The organism is Reinekea marina (genome assembly GCF_030409715.1).
GTDB classification, from domain to species: Bacteria; Pseudomonadota; Gammaproteobacteria; order Pseudomonadales; family Natronospirillaceae; genus Reinekea; species Reinekea marina.
The window spans coordinates 985,001-1,001,861 of the sequence record NZ_JAUFQI010000001.1 but is presented as its reverse complement, the minus strand read 5'-3'; the positions used below and the strand labels follow the sequence as shown (position 1 = coordinate 1,001,861).

At 46.3% G+C, this 16,861-nt stretch carries 19 protein-coding genes and 2 rRNA genes (1 of these 21 only partly in view); 12 read left to right on the top strand and 9 right to left on the bottom strand.

Features of this window, described 5'->3' with window-relative positions; all coding sequences use genetic code 11:
- Positions 1–2: 2 nt before the first annotated feature.
- The 4 genes from QWZ13_RS05275 to QWZ13_RS05260 are packed head-to-tail and all read left to right on the top strand — an operon-like array spanning position 3 to position 3,835.
- Positions 3–1,232 carry a peptidylprolyl isomerase gene (locus QWZ13_RS05275; RefSeq protein WP_290280841.1) on the top strand — a complete coding sequence of 410 codons (1,230 nt, stop codon included), beginning with the start codon at positions 3–5 and terminating at the stop codon, positions 1,230–1,232.
- Positions 1,229–2,230, top strand: a complete 1,002-nt coding sequence (pdxA, locus tag QWZ13_RS05270; RefSeq protein ID WP_290280840.1) for a 4-hydroxythreonine-4-phosphate dehydrogenase PdxA — start codon at positions 1,229–1,231, stop codon at positions 2,228–2,230. The genes QWZ13_RS05275 and pdxA overlap by 4 nt, the downstream gene beginning before the upstream one ends.
- Positions 2,223–3,002: a 16S rRNA (adenine(1518)-N(6)/adenine(1519)-N(6))-dimethyltransferase RsmA gene (gene rsmA / locus QWZ13_RS05265; protein WP_290280839.1), complete on the top strand. Its 780-nt coding sequence runs from the start codon at positions 2,223–2,225 to the stop codon at positions 3,000–3,002. Before pdxA ends, rsmA begins: the two co-directional genes overlap by 8 nt.
- A gap of 8 nt (positions 3,003–3,010) precedes the next feature.
- Positions 3,011–3,835, top strand: a complete 825-nt coding sequence (locus QWZ13_RS05260) for a symmetrical bis(5'-nucleosyl)-tetraphosphatase (protein ID WP_290280838.1) — start codon at positions 3,011–3,013, stop codon at positions 3,833–3,835.
- Between the two features lie 7 nt (positions 3,836–3,842).
- Here QWZ13_RS05260 and QWZ13_RS05255 read toward each other — a convergent pair whose 3' ends face one another.
- Positions 3,843–5,075: a flagellar assembly protein T N-terminal domain-containing protein gene (locus QWZ13_RS05255; RefSeq protein WP_290283279.1), complete on the bottom strand. Its 1,233-nt coding sequence runs from the start codon at positions 5,073–5,075 to the stop codon at positions 3,843–3,845.
- A gap of 16 nt (positions 5,076–5,091) precedes the next feature.
- Complete coding sequence (locus QWZ13_RS05250; protein ID WP_216001445.1) at positions 5,092–5,688, bottom strand: LPP20 family lipoprotein; 597 nt, start codon at positions 5,686–5,688, stop codon at positions 5,092–5,094.
- A 140-nt stretch (positions 5,689–5,828) separates the two neighbouring features.
- Here QWZ13_RS05250 and QWZ13_RS05245 point away from each other — a divergent pair, with 140 nt between their 5' ends.
- Genes QWZ13_RS05245 through QWZ13_RS05235 form a run of 3 tightly spaced genes read left to right on the top strand, consistent with a single transcriptional unit; the run spans position 5,829 to position 9,119 of the window.
- Positions 5,829–5,996, top strand: coding sequence for a hypothetical protein (locus QWZ13_RS05245; RefSeq protein ID WP_290280837.1), 168 nt, complete (start codon positions 5,829–5,831; stop codon positions 5,994–5,996).
- 34 nt (positions 5,997–6,030) lie between these two features.
- The gene (gene traF / locus QWZ13_RS05240) at positions 6,031–7,734 is read left to right on the top strand and encodes a conjugal transfer protein TraF (protein ID WP_290280836.1); all 1,704 of its coding nucleotides are present in this window, start codon (positions 6,031–6,033) and stop codon (positions 7,732–7,734) included.
- Positions 7,735–7,772: 38 nt separating this feature from the next.
- Positions 7,773–9,119: a multifunctional CCA addition/repair protein gene (locus QWZ13_RS05235; protein ID WP_290280835.1), complete on the top strand. Its 1,347-nt coding sequence runs from the start codon at positions 7,773–7,775 to the stop codon at positions 9,117–9,119.
- On the opposite strand, the gene QWZ13_RS05230 is transcribed toward QWZ13_RS05235, so the two are convergent.
- Both QWZ13_RS05230 and QWZ13_RS05225 read right to left on the bottom strand, forming a co-directional pair.
- Positions 9,116–9,721 carry a flavin prenyltransferase UbiX gene (locus tag QWZ13_RS05230; protein WP_290280834.1) on the bottom strand — a complete coding sequence of 202 codons (606 nt, stop codon included), beginning with the start codon at positions 9,719–9,721 and terminating at the stop codon, positions 9,116–9,118. The two genes, QWZ13_RS05235 and QWZ13_RS05230, sit on opposite strands and share 4 nt — an antisense overlap.
- Before the next feature lie 2 nt (positions 9,722–9,723).
- Positions 9,724–10,590 (bottom strand): acyl-CoA thioesterase, encoded by an 867-nt coding sequence (locus QWZ13_RS05225; RefSeq protein WP_216001448.1) that lies wholly within the window; start codon positions 10,588–10,590, stop codon positions 9,724–9,726.
- A 241-nt stretch (positions 10,591–10,831) separates the two neighbouring features.
- Here QWZ13_RS05225 and QWZ13_RS05220 point away from each other — a divergent pair, with 241 nt between their 5' ends.
- Positions 10,832–11,434, top strand: a complete 603-nt coding sequence (locus tag QWZ13_RS05220) for a hypothetical protein (RefSeq protein ID WP_216001449.1) — start codon at positions 10,832–10,834, stop codon at positions 11,432–11,434.
- Here QWZ13_RS05220 and QWZ13_RS05215 read toward each other — a convergent pair.
- Positions 11,431–12,018 (bottom strand): alpha-ketoglutarate-dependent dioxygenase AlkB family protein, encoded by a 588-nt coding sequence (locus QWZ13_RS05215; protein WP_290280833.1) that lies wholly within the window; start codon positions 12,016–12,018, stop codon positions 11,431–11,433. The genes QWZ13_RS05220 and QWZ13_RS05215 overlap by 4 nt on opposite strands.
- On the opposite strand from QWZ13_RS05215, the gene QWZ13_RS05210 reads away from it, so the two are divergent.
- Complete coding sequence (locus QWZ13_RS05210; RefSeq protein WP_290280832.1) at positions 12,017–12,340, top strand: hypothetical protein; 324 nt, start codon at positions 12,017–12,019, stop codon at positions 12,338–12,340. The genes QWZ13_RS05215 and QWZ13_RS05210 overlap by 2 nt on opposite strands.
- Before the next feature lie 41 nt (positions 12,341–12,381).
- The gene (locus tag QWZ13_RS05205) at positions 12,382–12,525 is read left to right on the top strand and encodes a hypothetical protein (protein ID WP_290280831.1); all 144 of its coding nucleotides are present in this window, start codon (positions 12,382–12,384) and stop codon (positions 12,523–12,525) included.
- Between the two features lie 112 nt (positions 12,526–12,637).
- Here QWZ13_RS05205 and QWZ13_RS05200 read toward each other — a convergent pair whose 3' ends face one another.
- Positions 12,638–12,823: a hypothetical protein gene (locus tag QWZ13_RS05200; RefSeq protein ID WP_290280830.1), complete on the bottom strand. Its 186-nt coding sequence runs from the start codon at positions 12,821–12,823 to the stop codon at positions 12,638–12,640.
- Positions 12,824–12,850: 27 nt separating this feature from the next.
- On the opposite strand from QWZ13_RS05200, the gene QWZ13_RS05195 reads away from it, so the two are divergent.
- Positions 12,851–13,066, top strand: coding sequence for a hypothetical protein (locus QWZ13_RS05195; RefSeq protein WP_290280165.1), 216 nt, complete (start codon positions 12,851–12,853; stop codon positions 13,064–13,066).
- On the opposite strand, the gene QWZ13_RS05190 is transcribed toward QWZ13_RS05195, so the two are convergent.
- Positions 13,048–14,064 carry an IS110 family RNA-guided transposase gene (locus QWZ13_RS05190; RefSeq protein ID WP_290283236.1) on the bottom strand — a complete coding sequence of 339 codons (1,017 nt, stop codon included), beginning with the start codon at positions 14,062–14,064 and terminating at the stop codon, positions 13,048–13,050. The two genes, QWZ13_RS05195 and QWZ13_RS05190, sit on opposite strands and share 19 nt — an antisense overlap.
- Before the next feature lie 29 nt (positions 14,065–14,093).
- Between QWZ13_RS05190 and QWZ13_RS05185 the strand changes: the two genes are divergently transcribed.
- Entirely contained in the window at positions 14,094–14,300 is a 207-nt protein-coding gene (locus tag QWZ13_RS05185; RefSeq protein ID WP_290280829.1) for a hypothetical protein, read from the top strand.
- 366 nt (positions 14,301–14,666) lie between these two features.
- Here the strand turns inward: QWZ13_RS05185 and rrf are convergent.
- Together rrf and QWZ13_RS05175 are read right to left on the bottom strand one after the other, a co-directional pair.
- Positions 14,667–14,782, bottom strand: a 5S ribosomal RNA gene (gene rrf, locus QWZ13_RS05180).
- A gap of 146 nt (positions 14,783–14,928) precedes the next feature.
- A 23S ribosomal RNA gene (locus tag QWZ13_RS05175) occupies positions 14,929–16,861 on the bottom strand; it runs 1,069 nt beyond the window's last position.

The window sequence follows — 16,861 nt, the reverse complement described above, 5'->3', positions numbered from 1 at the left end:
TATTGGCCACTAACATGAAACAAACTTTAGTTATCTTTTGTGCAGCACCTTTGATTTTTTTGGCAAGCGTAGTTGCTCAAGCCGACACGTTAGATCGCATACGAGCCATCGCTAATGATGATATCGTGACTCAACTAGAACTCGACGCCCGCATCGCAAACGTAAAAATGCAGTATCGAACAAACCCTAACGTCTTACCGGCCGATGCCATTTTAGAAAAACAAGTGCTCGATCAACTCGTACTTGAATCGTTGCAATACCAAATCGCCGACAAAATGAATTTAACCATTCCTCAAGCCAATATCGACAACGCTATCAACACCATTGCTCAACGCCAAAATGCGACCACAGAGCAATTACTTGCAGCGGTAAAAGCGCAAGGCCAAACCATTGCCTCATTCCGTACTCAAATTTCCAAAGAGCTGTTACTGAATGAAGTTCATCGGCGCGCCGTTGCGAGTTCGGTTTATGTATCTGAAGCCGAAGTAGAACGCTTTATCAACAGCCAGGCCGGTCAATCATTGCAAGACATTGAATATCAGCTTTATTACCGCCAATTCCCAGTTTCTGAGTTGGCACAAGCCCAAGCCTTAACCGACAACCTAAACCGAGGACAATCTCTGAAACTTGACCCAAACGCTAAAGATTTAGGATTGCGAAAGCTCGATGCCATTCCGACGGTATTTAAAACGTTAGTGCCTGTGCTTAAAGAGAACGAAGCCATTTTGATCGAAAAAGAAAATGCCGTTCACGTGGGGCAATTGATCAACAAAACCGACGCTCAGCAAGTGAACATTCAAGAATTTAATATTCGCCATATTTTAATAAAGTCAGATGCCTTACTCGACGAAGCGTCGGCAAAAGCGGCCATCGAAAATTTGCGCAGCCAAATAGAAAGCGGTGCTGATATGGCAGAATTAGCCGATCAATTCAGTGACGACATTGGTACTCGTGGTGTTGGGGGGTCTTTGGGCTGGGCTACTTTAGACTCATATGCTAAAGAGTTCGCAGCCGCTGCAAAAGCGTCAGACATCAATGCGCTGTCTCCCGTATTTAAAACTCGATTTGGATTCCATATTCTTCGAGTAGAAGATAAGCGCACTCGTAATGTTGGCTTAGATGTATTGCGGAATCAAATTCGAAGTCAATTGCAAAATAGACGCTTCCAAGAAGCTATTCAACGCTGGCAAACTGAACTGCTGGCTGAATCGTTTATCGAGTATCGCCCATGATTCGGCCATTAGCGATTACTCCAGGTGAACCTGCCGGTATTGGTCCAGATGTTGTTTTGCAACTGGCTCATGCTGGCGGTGATATCTGTGTAGTCGCGTTTGCATCTGCAGAATTATTAGCCCGTCGCGCTGAAGTGTTGCAATTAAATATCACGTTAACCTTGGTTAGTATTGAGGATTTCGCCACACTAAGTGCCGCAAAGCCCGGCAACCTGTATGTGTATGACATCCCCTTAAAAACGCACTGCAATGCAGGTGAGCTCTCAGCATTAAATGCCTCCTACGTGTTAGAAACCTTAGACGCTGCCATTGATTGCGCTCAAAACCAACACGTTGCTGGCATCGTAACGGGCCCTGTACATAAAAGTATCATCAATGACGCTGGCTTACCTTTTACCGGCCACACGGAATACCTGCGCGATGCTTGTGGTGTTGAAGATGTTGTTATGATGTTAGCCACCGAAGGTTTGCGTGTGGCGCTAGTCACCACGCATTTACCGTTGGCTGAAGTTCCTTCGGCTATAACACCGACAAAACTGCATTCAACAATCGCTATATTATATGCCGCGTTGCAACAAGATTTCGGCTGTTCGCAGCCAAAAATATTAGTATCGGGTTTGAATCCGCACGCGGGTGAAGACGGTCACTTAGGGCGCGAAGAGATTGATACAATTATTCCAGCACTCGAAAAACTGAGAGCCATGAAACTAAATTTAATAGGGCCTCTGCCAGCCGACACTCTTTTTCAACCGCACTATTTAGATGGCGCTGATGCCGTATTGGCGATGTACCATGATCAAGGGTTGCCCGTTTTAAAGTATAAAGGCTTTGGGAACGCGGTAAATATCACCCTTGGCCTACCCTTTATTCGAACTTCGGTGGATCATGGTACGGCCCTCGATTTAGCCGGCACAGGCCACGCCAATACCGGCTCACTTACAACTGCCCTGACCACGGCGTACACCATGGCTATGCACCGGGAGAAACGCTATGCATAAAGCTCGTAAACGATTTGGACAAAACTTCCTCCATGACTCTCATGTCATCGATAAAATCATCAGCAGCATCGCGCCCAAACCAGACCAACATTTGGTAGAAATTGGACCCGGTAGAGGCGCTATTACTGAGCCTTTGTTAGAAGCAACAGATGGGCACTTAGATGTGATTGAACTCGATCGCGATTTAATCCCAATTTTACGCGCTCAATTCTTCAATGCCCAAGCACTGACGATACACGAAGCCGACGCTATGCAGTTTGACTTTGCTGCATTACACACAGATGAGCGCCCGTTGCGTTTAGTAGGTAACTTACCCTACAACATTTCAACACCACTGATGTTTCACCTACTCAGTTACGCGCCCATTATTCAAGACATGCATTTTATGTTGCAAAAAGAAGTGGTAGAACGCCTATGCGCGGCACCGGGTGAAAAAGCCTATGGCCGTTTAGGCATTATGATGCAGTACCAGTGCCAAACACGCTATTTATTTACCGTGCCTCCTGGCAGTTTTGACCCTGCGCCAAAAGTAGATTCCGCTATCGTACGATTAGAGCCGCGCAAAGAAATAAAACACCCTGCAAATGATTTTGCAACATTTGAAAAAGTGGTCAAAGCGGCATTCGCCCAGCGTCGTAAAACATTACGCAATAATTTAAAAGGTATTGTCAACGACGAACAACTCACCTCTATCGATGTAGACCCAAGTGCCCGAGCAGAAACGCTCAGCATTAAAACCTTTGTCGATATCGCGAATGTAATTAGCGAATAGGAACCACCATGTCTTTGTATGCAGTGGGCGATCTTCAAGGGTGCTTAGACCCTTTGAAGATGCTTCTTGATCACGTAAATTTTGACCCCAGCCAGGACCATCTTTGGCTGACAGGCGATTTAGTGAATCGAGGACCAAACTCAGCCGGCTGCTTGAGGTTTGTGAGAGAGATGAGCGACAGTGCCAGCACTGTATTAGGGAACCATGATTTACACCTATTAGCGATTCACGCGGGCGTAAAATCGACCAACAGCCCGGATATTTTAGACACCCTCTCATCGCCGACCATCAACGAAGACTTAGCTTGGTTGGTACAACAACCTTTATTGATTCGAGATGTTGAACGCAAACTTATTTTAACCCACGCCGGCATACCGCCGTGCTGGTCCGATACACAAGCGATCGCACTCGCTCATGAAGCCGAAGAAATTCTTCGTAACGATAAGCTGCGCAGCGATTTCTTGAAGGTCATGTATGGCAATAGCCCAGACACTTGGCGCGATGAACTTAACGGGTTTGATCGTATACGATACGTGATCAACGCCTTCACTAGAATGCGATTTACAGACTTACATGGCAAACTCAATTTTAGTCACAATGGCGAAGCAAGTAACGCACCCAATGGCATGAAGCCGTGGTTCGAATGGCCGATAAAGAGACAACATACGTTGGTTTTTGGGCATTGGGCCGCGCTAAGGGGCATAACCGGTAACGATGATGTATTGGCGCTCGATACCGGATACGTTTGGGGTAATGACATGACAATGATGAACTTAGACAGCGGCGAGCGCACCCACTGCAACAGCAATGGCTTGGTGTTTTATCAGGTTTAGCGCCTAATTACCAAGCCATGATGATGTCATCCATTTGCAGATTCAATCGATCAGCATCTATTGGTAGATCAGCCACTGCATAATAGGGTTGTACCTGCTTTACTTGAGCAACTAAACGAGTATCGGTAATTTGCCAGAAGCTTTCACCTTGGCGATCAAATTTTTGACTGGTTCGATAAACCGATAAATAGTCTCCAGGTCGTAACCCACTTTCAGCACCACTAGATATATATATGCGCTTGCCATTCACTTGAGCAATCGTCGCCATGAATGGCTGGCATTGAATGGTTTCTTGCAAGTCGTCCACGGCTTGGTTCAACATAATTCTGACTTGTTCGCCGTAGTTAGTTGAAAAGAACTTAGCGGTACCAAAACCGACTTGGGCGTTGTTACGTTCGTTCCAAATTCCGTATGTGCGATACCGAGTCTGAAATACCAAGGCACCTGAATAGCCATCATGGACAAATATATCGAGTACAAAATGACGAGTGCGTGAGGCTTTACTGATGCCAACTTTTTTTAGCCACCCGTCCCAATTACTCGCTCTCGGAGCATCTGGATTTTCCATTGCCAAATCTCGTATTACACCAGAAACAACAAACTGAACCCCTAAATCTTTCGCGGCCGTAACAGCGCGGGTTAATGTCATACGAGGTGAAATTTGCGTGGGTGCACTTTCAGAATTTGGGTACAGCGTCATGTAGTTAGCATTTAGAACACGCACGCCATTCAAACCGCTGAGATCATTCACCAACAATGCAGCCAGTGATCGATCAACCGAGCCTAATCGCCCTAACGAAGTGTGTTCGGGGTGCTCCATGGGGAACCCCGTGACCGCTACCGATTTTCGAAAATGATTCGACATCACATTAGCGCACATCTTTTTAGGGTCGACCTTCGCAAGAATCGAAACCTTATATAAATCGCCTTCACGCGATTCACTCATAACTTGTACATCGGAAACTTTTGCAGAGCTGCTCACACGTAAGTAGTCGACCGTGAGGTTGCCCTGCTCCATAACCTGAGTGCTTTGAATATTTGATGCCCCTTGTAGTGAGGCGTTTTCGATGGCATTTCGCAATGCGCGCATACGGGCGCTGTTTTCATCATTAAACTCAACAGGTGCAAACCCTTGCGCTTCGACCATTCGAAGATCGGGCATAGAAGATTGCGCAGCAGCGCCTGTCGTTAAAAGTACAAGCAAAGCGACAATCGTTTGAATGTGCCTAAAAATTTTCATCACTCTGCCCCTATCATTACTCTATAAAGTACAAACCAGAACCCGAAGACTCAACACCTTGTGCCGTTAAACTGTTACGAGATATAGAATCTAAATCGTGTAACGCGCTAGAGGCACAACTTGAGTTTTGTCGGCCATTATTTTGGCTGGCCAAGCAGTTACGGAAGCCTTCATCAATAATCATTTCAACCATGGTTTCATAGCTGCCATCGGGTAAGGCATCTTGATAAATTACGTTAGCACCAATTATTTTCGCATCGACAAAAGAGCGATACTGATCGTTTTGCACCACAAGATTTTCAACCGTAGAGTTACCGATGATTTGGGTACCATAAACACGCTCAGCTAAAGTACGATACGCATCTAACTTGGAAGCACGCATGGCTAATAAGCGCTTTTGGACTTCGGTTAAATTTCGTGTCGTTGGATTAATAGCACCATAGCCAGTCACACGAAGCACCATTGGTTCCATCGGAGGAAGCTTCTCATTAATTTGCTTCACGTTAGAAACAATTTCGTCGACTTTCTTTTGCTTGCTGTTAAAAGGCCACATACTGCAACTGGTCGAAAATACCAATATAAAAGCCATGAGAAATAAATTACGTACAGTCATAGGTCACTCCACTGCGATGCCGCTGAATTGCTGCTTTGATGTGTGTATCGGCGTGCAATGAAAAAGCCTTAGGCAAATCTTAAAAAACTTTTCCAACGAAGAAACCCAAACGACTTTTTTGTTTCAAATTACTGATAACGGTGGTCAATACGTCACGGATTCGACTCTCATTGAACAAGCGAGTGCCAATTAATCGGCTAACAGCGCTAATATGGCTAAAAAAAGACCTATACAGTGCTTTTTTCAAAGCAAAGGGCAACAATAACCGCTCGTTACGGTGCCAAGCCTCATCGAATAGACTAAGCTAGACACTATTGACGATAAAAACCATTAGGAATTTCCATGAAAAAGACCCTTTTAGCTGTAGCAATAACGGTTGCAGGCAGTGCCATTGCAACGCCATTCAACGGCAACGATGCTCAATCTAATGCCATGGGTAATACCGGCGTGGCCTCTTCTGAAGTTCAAAATGCTGTGAATTTCAACCCAGCATTGCTAGCAGACCAGTATGACGGCGTGGGTTTTGGTATGACGCTACCGAGCTTCAAGTTTTATGTGGACGATTCGAAAGGGTTTATCAAAAGCGCAGGCGCATTTACAGAATCAGGCGGTACTTGGGATCAAGTTCAAACGATTGATTCGGCTGCTCTTGAATCTGCGGTGGGTGACATAGCTACGACGATGACAGCAATTGGTGGCGATGTTGATGATATTACTCAAGCCATTCTGGATATTGAAACTGCAGTAGATAATAATGACCAACCAGCATACGAAACAGCTGTTGATGATTTAGGAAATGCTTCAGCCTCTTTATCTAGTAATTCGGCCACTTTGGATACAACGGTTGTCTCTGTAAGCACCCAAGTTTCAAATTTAAACAACACGTCTCGTTCAGCACAAAGTGATTTAACTGGCCTATCAAGTAAGCCATTGCAGTTGGGTTTAGGCTTAGATATTTTAAATGCTGCACTACCAAGTGAAGGCTTAGGTTTGGCGGTAGGTATATCGACCAATACGGCTGTTGGCTCCACATTAAATGTAGCCTCTGAAGATTTAGACCCAATTGTAGATCTAACTGGCGATTTATCAGAATATTCAACAGAAGCAACAAATTTAACTGCTGCCGTATCAGCCTTAGCTGCGGCCAATGCAGATTTAACCCTACATTTTCAAAATGCTCCGGCATTTGGTAGCCCAGAGTATCAAGCCTGGGAAGACGAGTTAGCAGTTAAAGAACAAGCAATTATAGACGCGCAAGGAGATGTCGACGATTCCCGAATAGCATTAGACAATTTCAATGGGTCAAACGGCACCATCGTCAACGGCTCCATTAACTTTTCATTGGGCGAAGACCCTCAAAGTGAAATAGAGTTTGTTGGCGCAAACATTACTGAAGTGAGTGTATCAGCCGCACGCCGATTTGTTGTTGGCGGTGAAGACATTGCTTTTGGTGTAACTCCAAAGATTCAATCAATCAATATCTTTGAAAAAACCATTAATTTATCAAACTCTTCTTCTGAAATGGATCAGTTATCGGCCGACCCATCAGGCTACTTTCTAAACAACACTACTTCGCTTATGCGTGTTAACGTTGATTTTGGTGCCGCAAAAACTTGGGACTTCTACGGTAAAGTTCGTGCAGGGGTGGCTTTAAAAGATTTGATCCCTTGGACATTGGAAAGTAAGTCGGGCACTGAATTACTCATTCGCCCTAAATTGCGTGTTGGTGCCGCACATGAAACTAAGTTCACTAAAGTGGCTGTAGATCTAGACATCACTGAAAACAAACCGCTGAAATACGGTGTACCTACGCGGTACTTCGGTTTAGGCGGTGAAGTCAACGCATGGGGCTGGGCGGCACTTCGTGCAGGTTACCGCGCTAACTTAAGTGTTGAAAACAGCAGTGTGGTTTCAGGTGGTATTGGCTTAACGCCATTTGGCGTAGGCGTTGAAATCAGTGCTTGGGCGAAACCTACTTCCTTGGATGATTGGGCGGTACTCATTCAAGACATGGGCGCAGTTGTAGAATTCTCGATGAACTTCTAGCACGCCCAGATTAAACGAAATAACATTAGCCCGACTTTTTGCCGTCGGGCTTTTATTTATCTATAGATCTACAAATTCAAAATCGGAGATCTCCGAAACACCATCGCATCGCCAGCCTGTGTAGACTATACTTATTATTCTATTTTCAATTATTTAACATTATGAAAACCTACCTCGTTGGTGGTGCCGTCAGAGATGAATTGCTTGGCATTCCTTTTAAAGACAAAGACTATGTTGTTGTGGGCGCGTCGCCAGAAGACTTATTGTCACAAGGCTTCACTCAAGTAGGCGACGATTTCCCTGTCTTTTTGCACCCCAAAACTAAAGATGAATACGCATTAGCACGCACCGAACGAAAGTCGGGCCACGGTTATACGGGTTTTTCTGTAACCTTTGATGCTGACGTTACGTTAGAGGAAGATTTACTTCGTCGCGATTTAACAATTAATGCCATTGCTAAAACAGACGATGGCCAATTTGTTGATCCTTATGGTGGGTTAGCTGACATTCAAAATAAAACGCTGCGTCATGTGTCTCCGGCATTTTGCGAAGATCCATTGCGTGTATTGCGAGTCGCCCGTTTTGCAGCCCGTTTATACAACCACGGCTTTCAAGTGGCCGATGAAACCATGTTACTTATGGAAAACATGGTCAGCAGCGGTGAGTTGGAGCATTTAGTTGCTGAACGTGTCTGGCAAGAGTTGTCGCGCGCGCTTCAAGCTGAAGTACCGAGCGAATTTTTTAACGTTCTCAAACGTTGCGGCGCTCTCAAGGTTATTTTCCCTGAGCTGGATAGGCTATTTGGTATTCCTCAAACCATGCGCTGGCACCCCGAAGTTGATACCGGTATTCATACTCTAAAAGCGCTCGATATATGTCGCTCAATGACTCAGCAATTAGAACCTTTATTTGCAACCTTATGTCACGACTTAGGCAAAGGGTTAACCCAAGATGCTGTATTACCTTCACATCATGGCCACGAAGGATCGGGTGCAAACTTGATTAAGAAATTAGCCAAACACTATAAGTGGCCAACGAAAGCGACGGTTCTTGCAGAGCGCGTTGCCCGATATCATACCCACAGCCATAATATTAAAAACTTAAAACCCACTACCATTGTAAAGCTCATTAAGTCGCTCGGTGGTTTTTCACAACCCGAACTCATCGATCAATTTTCAATGGTATGTGAAGCTGATTTCCGAGGCCGATCAGGGTTTGAGCAACATACCTACACTCAAAAAGAGATCTTAAAACAATGTTTTCAGGTGGCGTCAGAAGTTACCGCACAACGATTTGTGGATAAAGGACTAAAAGGGAAAGCCATTGGAGAAGCCTTAGACCTTGAACGAGCCAGTCGCGTCAAAGCCTATTTAAATACGGTTTAGGTGCCTCGCCCCCAAGGAGCTAGCAATCTTTGCTTCAGCCCGGCCGATTTTAAAATACGCGCAACGATAAAATCGATTAAGTCTTCAATTGTTTTCGGCTGATGATAAAACCCCGGACTTGCCGGAATGATGGTTGCTCCCGCTTGTTTCAGCGCTAACATATTCTTTAGGTGTATTTCACTGAACGGGCTTTCTCGCGGCACAATAATGAGTTTGTTTTCTTCCTTTAAAGCCACATCCGCGCCACGTTCAATTAGGTTATCGCATTGCCCTGTGGCAATAGCCGCCATAGTCCCCATTGAACATGGGCAAATAATCATTGTTTCCGGCGCCCCTGAACCACTGGCAACGGGGCTAGACCAGTCTTCTTTACCATAGACAATTAATTCACCGTTTGCCGATAACGTCTCACGAATATGCTGCTTCATTTTTTCATGATTCGATGGCCACGGCGTTTGGTCTTCTTGCGCCATTACCATTAACGCGGCTTTAGAAACTAATAAGTGCACTGTAGCCTGCTGATCGAGCAATACTTGCAACAAACGCTTGGCGTAGGGCGCACCACTGGCGCCCGTTATGGCTAAGGTAACTTCAAACGGCATGATTATTTATCGCCTTCATTGTATCGCAACATACCTTCTTGCGTGGTACTAGCCACGAGGTGACCCTCTCGATCAAAGATTTGACCCCGAACAAACCCTCGCGCTCGCCCTGTTGTTGGAGAATCGGCAACATACAATAACCAATCATCCAATCGGAATGGTCGGTGGAACCAAATCGCATGGTCTAAGCTGGCGATCGTTAAGTTTGGACTCACCACCGAAATACCATGAGGCATTAGAGCCGTTTCTAGAAACCCGTAATCGGTCGTATAGGCAAGCATCGACTTGTGGATAATAGGATCATCGGGTAACGGAGCGGTGGAACGAATCCACATATGGCGTTTGGCAATACCATGCTTGGGCCTGAATGGGTTCTGAGCTTCCACGATGCGATACTCTATCGGCCGATCGGCGGTAAACTGCGCTCGTACTTTTTCTGGTATTTCTTCGGCATGCGCTCTAAAAATCTTTAACTCGGGTTCAAGTAAATCAGGTCCCGGTACATTTGGCATGGAAACTTGATGGTCTAAACCATCTTCTTCGATCTGGAAAGAGGCGGTGAGCGCCAAAATAGGTTTATCAAACTGGCTGGCGATTACCCGACGAACGCTGAATGAACGGCCATCTCGCACTATTTCCACATTGTAATCGATTGGGTGATGCGCATCGCCTGGTCTTAAGAAATAGGCGTGTAATGAGTGAACAGATTTATCCGATAATGTCTGGCTCGCGGCCGACAACGCCTGTCCAATAACCTGACCACCGAATAGCTTCGGGTAACCAAGATCTTGCGATAAGCCTCTAAATTGATTGTTGCCTAACGACTCGAGTTGCAAAAGTTCAATGAGGTTACTAACCACTTCAGACATGAATCATTTCCCAATAATATTTCAGTCTATTTTAGCCTATGACTGTTCGAGTTTCTGTGAATTTTTGACGTTTTTATTTTCACCGTTCAAATAACAACCAATAATTCAATATATTGGCATTTGTTGGCCTGTTTAGGGTCAAATTAGGCACTGATTCACAAAAATGAACACCCGATGCATTCTAACGTGCTATAAAGTCTGAAGCAGACTATAGTGAAATTGCGTTCAACTGGAGAACAACATGAGCACTGCATTAGATACAAACACAGCTAATAACGATCTCGTTTGGAGTTTAGATAACTTCACGCAGCGCGATATGGCTAAAAGCTTTGTATCTCGTTTTGAGTCTCGTTTATGCGTCTACTCTCCATCGGTTGAGCAGATCTACACCAATTACAGCCTAAACTTTCCGTCGACAGAGTCTGGAAAGATGGTTGTTCTACCGAACCCATATGCTTTTCATGATACTTTTCATGGCATAAGCCAAGAAGCCGTTAGAGATACCGGGCTTTTTATAGTGCCAGGCCGTTTAATCGGAAAAAGTGGACTTTATATTATTGTTAAGTATAAAAACTCTAATGTTAAGCCAGTTCCATTACCCATCCGGCATGCTTTAAAGCGCATGGTTAAAACCAGCCACGATGACGATCCGTTTTTACCGATTCTAATTAAAGGTGATCTACGAGAGTTTGATGTAGACATACCGTGCTTGCACTTACACCGTATTAAGCTCAGTGCATTAACGCATCGATCAGAATACGAAAAAGACAGCATTAAAACCGCAATTTTTGACAAAATGTCGTCTTTGTACCGTGACGCAGATGAGATCTCTGAAGGCCTTTAAACTAACACCTTTCTAAACGTACAGCTTATTCGAGGCTGCTTTATCTTCGCACGCTTTGGTATAGCGTGTTGCCAATGATGCTGCGTCTCCTTCGACATGATTAATAGCGAGCCATGCGCGAGCTCTATGGCGTGTTTCTGTTGTTTTTCTTTTTTGTGGCGCATTTGAAATGTGCGTGGTTCGCCAACAGATAAAATCATAATTGTTGGGTTATGCCCCAGCTCTGGTTCATCATCGCTGTGCCAACCCATTGAATTTTGACCATCGGTATAAAAATTCAATAAAGCGCTGTTTGCTTTCCAGCCAAACGCCTTTTCTATTTGTGCAGGCACATTCGCCAAACACTCTGGCCAACCTGCTGCAATATATCTGTGACCACTATATTGATAGCCCACTCCTTGCTCTCCTACCCAGGATTCCTGTCTAGGAATGCTATGCTCTTTTCCGAATAAGATGATTTTACGATGCTGCCATTCTACTTCTTGCTGTAACTTTTCAAAGCAAGCGTCTGCATTATTGAGCCAATCTGAGTATACTTGCACCCTAGAAAGGCCATCATCAATAATTGTTATAGGTTTACTCATGTCTACCACCGCACAAAGTGCAGAAAAATGGTTAAAGGATTCCTCACCCAGCGATACCCAAGTCGAAGAGATGATTCAAAAACTAGAGTCTCGTATCGATAACTGGCAGGGTGATGACGAGGGCATTCAAGGATCTATAGAAGCCGTAGACGCTCTAAGCGCTCACCTTCAAGCCAAACATCAATCAACACCTGAAGCCAGTAGTGCGAATTTAGACGCCAGCGCTCTAATTCCCGACAATCAACCTGTTGAACTGGCTGATGATATCAAACTAGAAACTTTTGCTGCGCTTAAAGCTCAACTCGATAAGCGATCTGACTAACTACACAAGATTTTCAATAAAGTATTATCTAAAGCTACCCTATGTCTAGTATAAGGGTACTTTTCGGAAACTTGTGTATTTTTCATTTCGACTACCTTACATTTCCCTTCGATTCAGGCCGAAGCAAGATTGCTTCAACATGTTTGAATAGTAAGGGAGCAGTACGCCAAGGATGGCATGTTTAAGGGATTAAACTAAAGGGAGTTCCGATAAGGATATTGGGACAAGGAAGTACAAAATGGCGGGCCAATTCATTGGTCCGCCATTTTTTATGCAAGTTGAGAGGCAAACAACACCTTAGGTGCCAGTGGTCGCCTTGAGGGTTACCATGTCTTGCAAGTTACGGCGACATGTTGCTTTTCCATGGCGTTGATCGCCTTGAGGGAGTGGATGGCTTGAGCGGTCGCTGTTCGCGCATATATGGACCCACCCCGTTTGCAAGACATATTTGATCATCATGTGAGAGAAAATCATTGCTCTCATATATCCGGCCTTTGACTGAAGGTGTTTTTGACCTCCTGGCCCCGATGGTTATCTGCGCTCAACCCCCTCATCATCCATACGGCCTCGAAGGCCAATGCGCGTGTAAGGGTTCGGATGAGCCGGTCTGACCTATCTCACCATCCGATCAATCTGTCTTTTGCAACTGAAGTGAAAGGTAATTACTTTCTCTTATTATATTGCCAGCCTTTGGCTGGCGTTTGCTTCTATACCGCTAAGCGGTAACTCTCTTCTCGGGCCATAACTACCCAAGCAATACGTGCTAGTTTATTAGCTACAGCGACACAGGCTTTATTATGCCCGCGGCGCGCCAACAGTGCTTGTGCCCAACAACTGAAGCGATCGATCTTGCCGGCCGAATGCATGAGTACTGCGCGAGCACCGTGTATCAATAGAGTGCGTAAGTAGCCGTTACCCCGTTTACTGATCCCAAGTAAACCTGCCTTGCCGCCACTGGCGTGTTGCCCAGGTACGAGGCCAATCCACGCAGAAAAATGACGACCATTCACAAAGTTTTTGCCATCGCCTGCAGCCGCATACAATGCACTGGCGGTTATTGCGCCGATGCCCAACACGCCTTCTAGGCGTTTACAGGTCTCGTTCTCTTTGTTCACTGCTTTTATCCTTTGCTCGCAGATGTGCAGTCGTTGATCCAGTTCGTACAGCTCGTCGAGCAAGTCGGCAAAGAGCTCTCGTGCCATAACCGTTAAACCATTTTCTGCATCTTCTAATACTTCCGGCAATGTTCGGCGTACAGAGGCAATCCCTTGGTTAATCACAATCCCATACTCCGCCAGTAACCCTCGTACCTGATTGACCAATCCGGTACGGGCCTTTTTAAGACGTTCACGGCGGCAGTGATAATTCTGTACATCTTGTTGCTCAATACTCTTGATAGGCACAAAGCGCATCGTTGGCCGCTGCGCGGCTTCAGCGATTGCCTCAGCATCGTTGTAGTCGTTTTTATTACCTTTTAAAAACGGCTTGACGTACTGCGGCGCGATAAGTTTGACCTGATGACCTTGCGCAATAAACGCCCACGCCCAGTAGTTGGCGCCGCCGCAGGCTTCCATCACAATTAAACACGGATCTAAGTTTGCCATGTAAGCCAAAACCTCTTTTCGACGCAGCTGCTTTTTCTTAACCAGCTTGCCCATCCGGTTGGTAGCAAACAGATGAAAAACAGACTTTGCAATATCTAACCCAATCGTTGTAATCTTCATATCGACCCACTCCGCTTCTGTTAAATGGTTTGTGTTCAACTTCCATTTTGGCCCATTATGAGGCCGATAGGGAAGTGGGGTGGGTCCATACCATTATCCATGCGCCGCTTAGCTTCGCCATCCATGGCTCAGATACCCACTCAACCCACCCACACCCTCAATGCTTAATAGGTTGCCACTTTCATATCCAATGTTGCGTAGGAGCGATCGAAGCCTGCGGAGACGCGATGTTTTAAGGTGATGCAATGTGTTTGTCTCGCTTGAAGCTTGCAGCTATAAACTTGCAGCTTAAAAAAATCATCTCTCCGCTACGCTCCGAAGATTCCTACAAGTTATTTGGTGCATATACTCAGTTTCTCAGCTGACCCAAGCCGTGGTTGCTGTGTGGTTGACCTCGGGTATGTGAGCCATGGATGGCGAACTTAAGCGTACAAGGACGTATTCACCGCGACCGAGGGCAGCCATTCAGCCACCGCGGTGCAGCATGCCAATGAACACCATCTGTTGACCTGACCCGCAGCTCGCAGCTCGCAGCCCTAAACTTTTCTTCCGCACAGCAAAAAGCCCGTTAGGGTTTACCTAACGGGCTTTTCTTATTTGGCGCTTGACGATGACCTACTCTCACATGGGGAAACCCCACACTACCATCGGCGATACGTCGTTTCACTGCTGAGTTCGGTATGGGATCAGGTGGTTCCAACGCTCTATGGTCGTCAAGCAAACTGGTTGTGTAACTCGTGGTGGTATATGCGCTACCACGCTTTACGCAATTGGGTACTAGAGGAATTCTCTTATATATTCGGGTCTATCGTTCAACTCTTATTCGCAATGTTTGATCAACAATCAAAACTCTTTTGGCGTTATATGGCCAAGCCGCACGGGCAATTAGTACAGGTTAGCTCAACGCCTCACAACGCTTACACACCCTGCCTATCAACCAGTTAGTCTTACTGGGCCCTTCAGGAGACTTAAAGTCTCAGGGAAAACTTATCTTGAAGGGGGCTTCCCGCTTAGATGCTTTCAGCGGTTATCCCGTCCGAACGTAGCTACCGGGCAATGCCATTGGCATGACAACCCGAACACCAGCGGTTCGTCCACTCCGGTCCTCTCGTACTAGGAGCAGCTCTTCTCAATTTTCCAACGTCCACGGCAGATAGGGACCGAACTGTCTCACGACGTTCTAAACCCAGCTCGCGTACCACTTTAAATGGCGAACAGCCATACCCTTGGGACCGGCTTCAGCCCCAGGATGTGATGAGCCGACATCGAGGTGCCAAACACCGCCGTCGATGTGAACTCTTGGGCGGTATCAGCCTGTTATCCCCGGAGTACCTTTTATCCGTTGAGCGATGGCCCTTCCATACAGAACCACCGGATCACTATGACCTACTTTCGTACCTGCTCGACCTGTCCGTCTCGCAGTCAAGCGCGCTTTTGCCATTATACTAACCGCATGATTTCCGACCATGCTTAGCGCACCTTCGTACTCCTCCGTTACTCTTTGGGAGGAGACCGCCCCAGTCAAACTACCCACCACACACGGTCCGCAACCTCGTTTCGAGGCCTGCGTTAGAACCTCAAATGTATCAGGGTGGTATTTCAAGGTTGGCTCCACAACAACTAGCGTCGCTGCTTCAAAGCCTCCCACCTATCCTACACAAATACATTCAAAGTCCAGTGTGAAGCTATAGTAAAGGTTCACGGGGTCTTTCCGTCTAGCCGCGGATACACTGCATCTTAACAGCGATTTCAATTTCACTGAGTCTCGGGTGGAGACAGCGCCCCCATCGTTACACCATTCGTGCAGGTCGGAACTTACCCGACAAGGAATTTCGCTACCTTAGGACCGTTATAGTTACGGCCGCCGTTTACCGGGGCTTCGATCAAGAGCTTCGCTTACGCTAACCCCATCAATTAACCTTCCGGCACCGGGCAGGTGTCACACCCTATACGTCCACTTTCGTGTTTGCAGAGTGCTGTGTTTTAAGTAAACAGTCGCAGGGGCCTGGTATCTTCGACTGCCAGTAGCTCAGAGAGTAAATCTCGTCACCGCCAGCAGCGTGCCTTCTCCCGAAGTTACGGCACCATTTTGCCTAGTTCCTTCACCCGAGTTCTCTCAAGCGCCTTGGTATTCTCTACCTGATCACCTGTGTCGGTTTAGAGTACGGTTTCAGTGTAGCTGGAGCTTAGAGGCTTTTCCTGGAAGTATGGCATCAATCACTTCGGTCTCCGTAGAGACACCGTCATCACGTCTCAGCCTTCACGAGCGTCCGGATTTACCTAAACACTCAGCCTACACGCTTGAACCACGACAACCAACGCGTGGATGACCTAGCCTGCTCCGTCCCCCCTTCGCACTACACTCAAGTACGGGAATATTAACCCGTTTCCCATCGACTACGCTTCTCAGCCTCGCCTTAGGGGCCGACTCACCCTGCCCCGATTAACGTTGGACAGGAACCCTTGATCTTTCGGCGTGGGAGTTTTTCACTCCCATTATCGTTACTCATGTCAGCATTCGCACTTCTGATACGTCCAGCAAGCCTCTCGACTCACCTTCATCCGCTTACAGAACGCTCCTCTACCACTCACGCCTAAACGCAAGTCCGTAGCTTCGGTGTTTGGTTTGAGCCCCGTTATATCTTCCGCGCAGGCCGACTCGACTAGTGAGCTATTACGCTTTCTTTAAAGGATGGCTGCTTCTAAGCCAACCTCCTAGCTGTCTGAGCCTTCCCACATCGTTTCCCACTTAACCAAAACTTTGGGACCTTAGCTGACGGTCTGGGTTGTTTCCCTT